The sequence below is a fragment of the Collinsella sp. AF05-9 genome (assembly GCF_003465595.1).
Taxonomy (GTDB): Bacteria; Actinomycetota; Coriobacteriia; order Coriobacteriales; family Coriobacteriaceae; genus Collinsella.
Genome location: NZ_QSBB01000027.1, coordinates 20,724 through 27,016 on the forward strand (window position 1 = coordinate 20,724; position 6,293 = coordinate 27,016).

At 60.2% G+C, this 6,293-nt stretch carries 3 protein-coding genes; 1 reads left to right on the forward strand and 2 read right to left on the reverse strand.

The window, feature by feature from the left end; translation table 11 throughout:
• Positions 1-67: 67 nt before the first annotated feature.
• Positions 68-2,284 (forward strand): acyltransferase family protein, encoded by a 2,217-nt coding sequence (locus DWV43_RS07890; protein ID WP_117817884.1) that lies wholly within the window; start codon positions 68-70, stop codon positions 2,282-2,284.
• 545 nt (positions 2,285-2,829) lie between these two features.
• Here the strand turns inward: DWV43_RS07890 and DWV43_RS07895 are convergent.
• Both DWV43_RS07895 and DWV43_RS07900 read right to left on the reverse strand, forming a co-directional pair.
• Positions 2,830-4,026: an Nramp family divalent metal transporter gene (locus DWV43_RS07895; RefSeq protein ID WP_006235731.1), complete on the reverse strand. Its 1,197-nt coding sequence runs from the start codon at positions 4,024-4,026 to the stop codon at positions 2,830-2,832.
• A 74-nt stretch (positions 4,027-4,100) separates the two neighbouring features.
• Positions 4,101-5,945 carry a magnesium transporter gene (locus DWV43_RS07900; protein ID WP_117817887.1) on the reverse strand — a complete coding sequence of 615 codons (1,845 nt, stop codon included), beginning with the start codon at positions 5,943-5,945 and terminating at the stop codon, positions 4,101-4,103.
• Positions 5,946-6,293: the final 348 nt, after the last annotated feature.

Consider the following 6,293-nt stretch of genomic DNA (forward strand, 5'->3'; position numbering starts at 1 on the left):
AGCATTCACAGGGGCAGGCAGCTACAATGAATACGTGCTGATTATTCTCGTCATTGGATGATGTTTTATGGAACAATTCTCGCAATCGGGCTCGCGCGGTCGACGCCGCACGGGCAACGAGCCGGCGCCGCACGAACGCGTGAAGGGCGAGCGCCGTGCCAACGAGCCGCGACGCACCGCGAGCCCCCATCGCGCTTCTGCCAACAACGCGGGCCGCGCCAACACTCCCGCCGCGGAGCAGACGCCTGCTCGCCCCAAGTCCCGCTACATCCCTGCGCTCGACGGTCTGCGCACGCTTGCCGTCGTCGCGGTGGTGCTCTATCACCTCAACCTCACGTGGGCTCAGGGCGGCCTGCTTGGCGTCACGATCTTCTTTGTGCTTTCGGGCTATCTGATCACGCGCTTGCTGCTCAACGAAGTCGCTAAGACCGGCCGTATCGACCTTAAGAGCTTCTGGATTCGCCGCATCCGTCGCCTGGTCCCCGCCGTGGTAACGGTAGTGTTCGTGACCTGCGCGCTGTGCACCATCTTTAACCACGTGATGCTCACCAAGATGCGCCCTGACATCCTGCCGTCGCTGCTGTTCTTCAACAACTGGTGGCAGATTGCCCAAAACGTCTCGTACTTCAATGCCCTGGGCGATCCCTCGCCGCTTACGCACTTTTGGTCGCTCGCCATCGAGGAACAGTTCTACCTGGTTTGGCCCCCGCTGCTGCTCGCTATGGTATCCATGCACATGAGCAAGCCCAACACGCGCCGCATGGTTCTGGGACTGGCTGCTGTCTCCGCCATCGCCATGATGGTGCTCTATAACCCCGCCGCCGACCCCAGCCGCGTGTACTACGGCACCGACACCCGCGTCTTCTCGCTGCTGCTGGGCGCCTGGATGGCCTTTATCCCCGATCGCGACCTGGCGCCGGTGTGTCTCGCTCATCGTTTGGGGCTCAATCGCCTGGCTGGCGCCGCCAAGCACGGCAAGAACGCCGAAAGCAAGCATGACGCTACGACCGACGGCGCAGCCGAGACCGTCCCGGCACAGCCGAGCGCCCTCGTGCGCTTTTGGTCCTCGCCCGCATCCATCGATGTGTTGGGCGTCGTGGGTCTGGTTGGCCTTGCCGCCATGGTCGCGCTCACCAACGGCTACACCGCGTTCCAGTATCGCGGCGGCACGCTGTTATGCTCCATCCTCACGCTCATGGTCATCGCGGCCTGCGTGCAGCCCCAGGGAATGGTTGCCCGCGCGCTGTCCGCCGAGCCGCTCGTGTGGGTTGGCAAGCGCTCGTACAGCATCTACCTGTGGCACTATCCGCTACTGTTGCTCATGAACCCGGTCGCCAACATCAACGATACGCCGTGGTGGCAGTACATTTTGCAGGTGTTGTTGGTGGTCGCCGTAGCCGAATGCTCATATCGCTTTATCGAGACGCCGTTTAGAAAGGGTGCCTTTGGGCGCACCGTATCCGAATTCCGCGACGGCACCACCACGCCCGCCAACTGGGTGCGCGCGCATATTCCCGTGTGCGCCACTTGCGGGATTGTGCTTGTTATCGCGCTGGGCGGCCTGATTTTTGTGCCGGAGACCTCCGCACTGAGCGGTGAGGGCGCCGAAGTCCTCAACAAGGAAGCCAAAAACACCGCGCCCACCGACCAGCAGGCGGCCGACGGCACCGACAAGGACAACGACGGCTTCCCCGACGGATCCTACGACCTGCTGATGATCGGTGACTCCGTGTCGCTGCGCGCCGTTGATTCCTTTGACGGCGTGTTCCCCCACAGTCACATCGATGCCGAAAAGGGCCGCCAGTTTGATGCGGGCCGCGCGACATTTGAGGGCTATCTCCAACAGAACCTTGCCGGCAAGATCGTGGTCTTTGCACTGGGCACCAACGGCTTGGTAACCGACGACCAGATCGACGCCATCATGACCGATGCAGGAGATAAGCGTATTGTGGTGTTTGTGAACACGCGCAGCCCGCAGCCGTGGGTTGGCTCTACCAACCAGGCCATCGCCAACGCTGCTACGCGCTACAAGAACGTGCGCGTTATCGACTGGTACGGATACAGTGCCAATCGCAACGACCTGTTCGATGGCGATGGCACGCACCTGTCGACCACTGGCGTGACTGAGTACCTCAACTTGATCCACGATGCAGTCAAGAAGGACCTGCCCGTGCATCCCGAGGATCACGTCAACGATCCGCAGCCGGCAGCCGTCAAGTCTGCCACCGACGCGCTCGTCAATGCGCTCGCTCTCAAGCCGCACAAGCTGGGCACCGACAAGTAACCTGCAGCGCAAACTTCCCACATCCGGAGGGGGTGCCTGCCACGGCAGGCACCCCCTCCGGCAGTTAGGGACGTTCCTTATATGCCGGCACCCAGGGACACTCCTGACACAGCCGAGGAACGCCCTCCTTGCGACCGAATTCTGGGCGCCTCGCCACCCCGGACGTTGTTTCCAAGCCCACACCCGCAGCAAACAACCCAAAATCACTCTTTTCGAGCCGACTCCAAGAGGTCGTGGACAAAAAGTGGCAAATATGAGTACTGTTACCATTTTAGTAGCAGGCAAAACCACCCAAAATGGCGCTCATGCGGTAGCGCACGACCCTTCCAGTTGACCAGAATGGCCGGCTTAGGACTTGGAGACCCGCTTTTAATAAACAGATTCTTAACTATGTTCATTATTTTCTTGGTCGTAAATGCTATCGGCAAGGCAACAGTACTCATATTTGGCATTTTTTGTCCACTGCCATATAACTAACGCCCTATAGCGGGCAAAAAACAGGCCGCAGTCCATCGCTGCGGCCTGTTTGGAGTCCAAAAGAGGCGCTAAGCGCTGTAACCCATCGCCTGCAGAACAAACATGACGACCGTCAGCACCGTAATCACACCGATAGTCGCCCAAGTGAGCACATTCCACACGCGGCCATTGCGGTTGGCGCCCATAATGTGACGGTCGGCAGCGATAACCACCTGGAACACCAGAACCACGGGCAGTAGCACGCCATTGATGACCTGCGAGGTCATCATGATCTGGAACAGATCGACGCCGGGCATGAGCACCAGCACGGCAGAGATGCCAATGATGGCAGTAATGATGCCGCGATAGACCGGGGCCTCGTCCCAGCTGCGGTCGGCACCGCGCTCCCAGCCAAATGCCTCGCAGATAGCGCTCGACGTAACGCCCGGCAGCACGCAGGCAGCCAAGAAACTCGCCGCGACCAGGCCCGAGGCAAACAGTACCGTAGACCACTGACCCGCAATAGGCTCCAGCGCGCGGGCAGCATCGGCAGCATCGCTAATCTGAATACCCGCCGGGAACAACACCGTGCCGGTCGTGATGATAATAAAGCCGGCAATAACATCGGCGGCAAGCGAGCCGCTCACGGTATCAATACGCTGCAGCACGATGTCGTCCTCGCCCGCGTTCTTATCGACCACGTTGTTCTGCGCCAAGAAAATCATCCACGGCGCGATGGTGGTACCGATCGTTGCGACCACGAGCGACACGTAGCTGGGGTCATTTTGAATGTTAGGCACGACCAGGTCGACCGCGACCTCACCCCAGTTGGGGCCAGCCATAAACGCGGCGACGATGTAGGTCACGAACACGCAGCTCACCAGCAGCAGAATCTTCTCGATGCGCTGGAAACTCCCCGACATGGTAAGCATCCACACCAGCAGCGCCACCAACGGCACCGAGATGCTCGCCGGCACGCCAAAGAGGGCAAGGCCGCTCGCAATACCCGCAAACTCCGAAATGGTCACAGCCGTGTTGGCGATCAACAGCGCCGCCATAGCAAGTACACTCTTGCGCACGCCAAAGCGCTCGCGAATGAGCGATGCCAGGCCCTTGCCCGTCACGCAGCCGCAACGCGCCGCGGTCTCCTGCGTCACGATGAGCAGCACAGTCATGACGGGAAGCATCCAGAGCATCTTGTAGCCATAGCTGGCGCCCGCACTGGAATACGTTGCAATGCCGCCGGCGTCATTGCCCGAAAGCGCCGCCAGCAGACCGGGACCCATAGCGCCAAAGATGGCCGCGATGGTCAACTTTTGCTTGGTGCCCGACTTTTGCTTGGTATTTTGCACGCGACCACCTAACCCATGACTGATATGGCGAGCAGCACCGCGGCGATGCAATACGCCACACACGAAATCATGACGGCAATGACGTTCATGGCGGTGCCCGACGTGTTGAGGTCATGCTCGTCACGCCAGAACAGCACCATCAGGTAAATCACGGCGCTCATGTTGCCAACCAGGCAAATAATGGCAGCGATATTAAAGCACCCGGTAAAGAGCTGCTCCTCAAACATGGGCGCATCGAGGAACGCAGCGGTGCGCACCAGCTGGGCGCACAGGTAGGTCACGAGCGACAGAATCAGGCCCATGCCCGTGCTCTGGAAGAAGAACCCCAGATACGGCTTGGGCTCGTCGTCGTGACCGTCATACTCCAGGAAGTAGTTCTTGACGAACGACACCATGCGCGAGGCCGCCAGCAGCACGAGCGGCATGGCGCACATGGGGAACACCACCAGATGCGCGGAGCCGAGCGCCGTTCCCAGCACGGTCGCCATGATGCACGACGCGATGCCCCATACAACAACCCAGTACTGGCGATGCACGAACCAGCTGAGCACGTTCGTCGAGTCGTCCGACGCGCTGTCGCCCGAGCCGACACCGGCGATCTGCAGGTCCTCCTGATGCTCCTCGGCGATAACGTCCATGGCGTCGTCGAAGGTTACGATACCCAGGATATGACGGTTCTCGTCGCAGACGGGGATAGCGACCAGGTCGTACTTGGTCATCTCGTCCGTCACGTCTTCCTGGTCCTCGTCGGGCGACACGTAGACCAGGTCGCGATAGGCCAGCTGACCCAGCGTGGCGTCGCGGTCGGCTACGATCAGCGTGCGCAGCGAAAGCACACCGGTCAGCATGCCGCTCGGATCCTCGGTATAGACGTAGTAGACGCTCTCGAAGTCCTCGTCGAGCTCGCGAATCGCCTCGATGGCGTCACCGACCGTTGCCGTGGCGGGCAGGGAGACAAACTCCGAGGTCATGATGCGGCCGGCGGTGTTGTCCTCATACCCCAGCAGGTTACGAATCGCCTTCTCCTCCTTGACGCCCATCAGGCGCAGGAGCTTCTCGGCCTTCTCGTAATCAAGCTCGTCGATCAGGTCGGCAGCGTCGTCCGGGTCCATCATGGCCAGCATCGACGATGCGTCGGTGTCGGACAGGCCCTCGAGCATCTCGGTCATAAGCTCGTCGTCATCGAACTCCGAGATGGCCTCGGCGGCCTGGGCAGTATCGAGCTGCGCAAACACCTGCGCACGCAGGCGCGGGTCGAGCTGCTCGATAATGTCGGCGATGTCGGCAGGGTGCAGCTCGCCGAGCGTCTTGTGCGACACCGAGAGCTGGATATTCTTGGTCGAGCGGTCGAGCAGGTCCATGTAGGACCAGGCGATGATATCCTCGCTCAACGGCTTGCCCAGGTGCTTCATAAAGCCCTCGGCAACATGCTCGAGCGTGGGGCTGATCGCGCGCAGCAAGCCGCGGGCGCCAACCTCGGCACCCAGCAGACGCAGCTGATTTTCGCCCGACATGGAAAACTTGATGTCGTTTACGCGCACGACCTTCATGCCCTGCGTGTCGACGATCTGCTTGTTGAGCACGTCGCGTGCGAGCAAGAGCTCGGTCGGCTGCAGGTACGAAAAACGGATTTCGGTGGCCGACGCCTTAAGGTACACGCCCGTCTCGTCGATACGGTCGACCCATTTGCGCCAGCTGATCATAAACGGCGTCTTGCCGGGACCGCGGAACGCGAGCGACGTCACGTGTGGAAAAACTTCGCCGGTAGCAATACCAAAATCGTTGACCACGCCGAGCTTTTCGCCGTCGACGTCCAAGACCGGCAATTTGAGCATCTCACTCAGATAATTCAATGGTGCTCCCCATCATTATTCCTCCGAACGCGGCCGCATGTGCGGCGTCCGGGGGCTTCTGGATATGTATACGCATGCGCGGGCGGCACGCCGCTCGACGCCTACACCCCGTGCATGCGCAAAAAGCACCTGCATGGGGTCATCGACTGTATGGTCGAGGTTTGGATTTCACCTGTAACCTTTCTCTTGACCCTCATTAACCGCAGTAACTATAGCATCAGCATCGCCCTGCGGCATCGAATTTATGCGCTGCACATTGCAGGCATACCAAACGCTGACGCATCCGTGACATAGCCATTGGGTGTTCCTATAGTTTTGTCAACCTTCGACGCTACTCCCGGTAGGGCA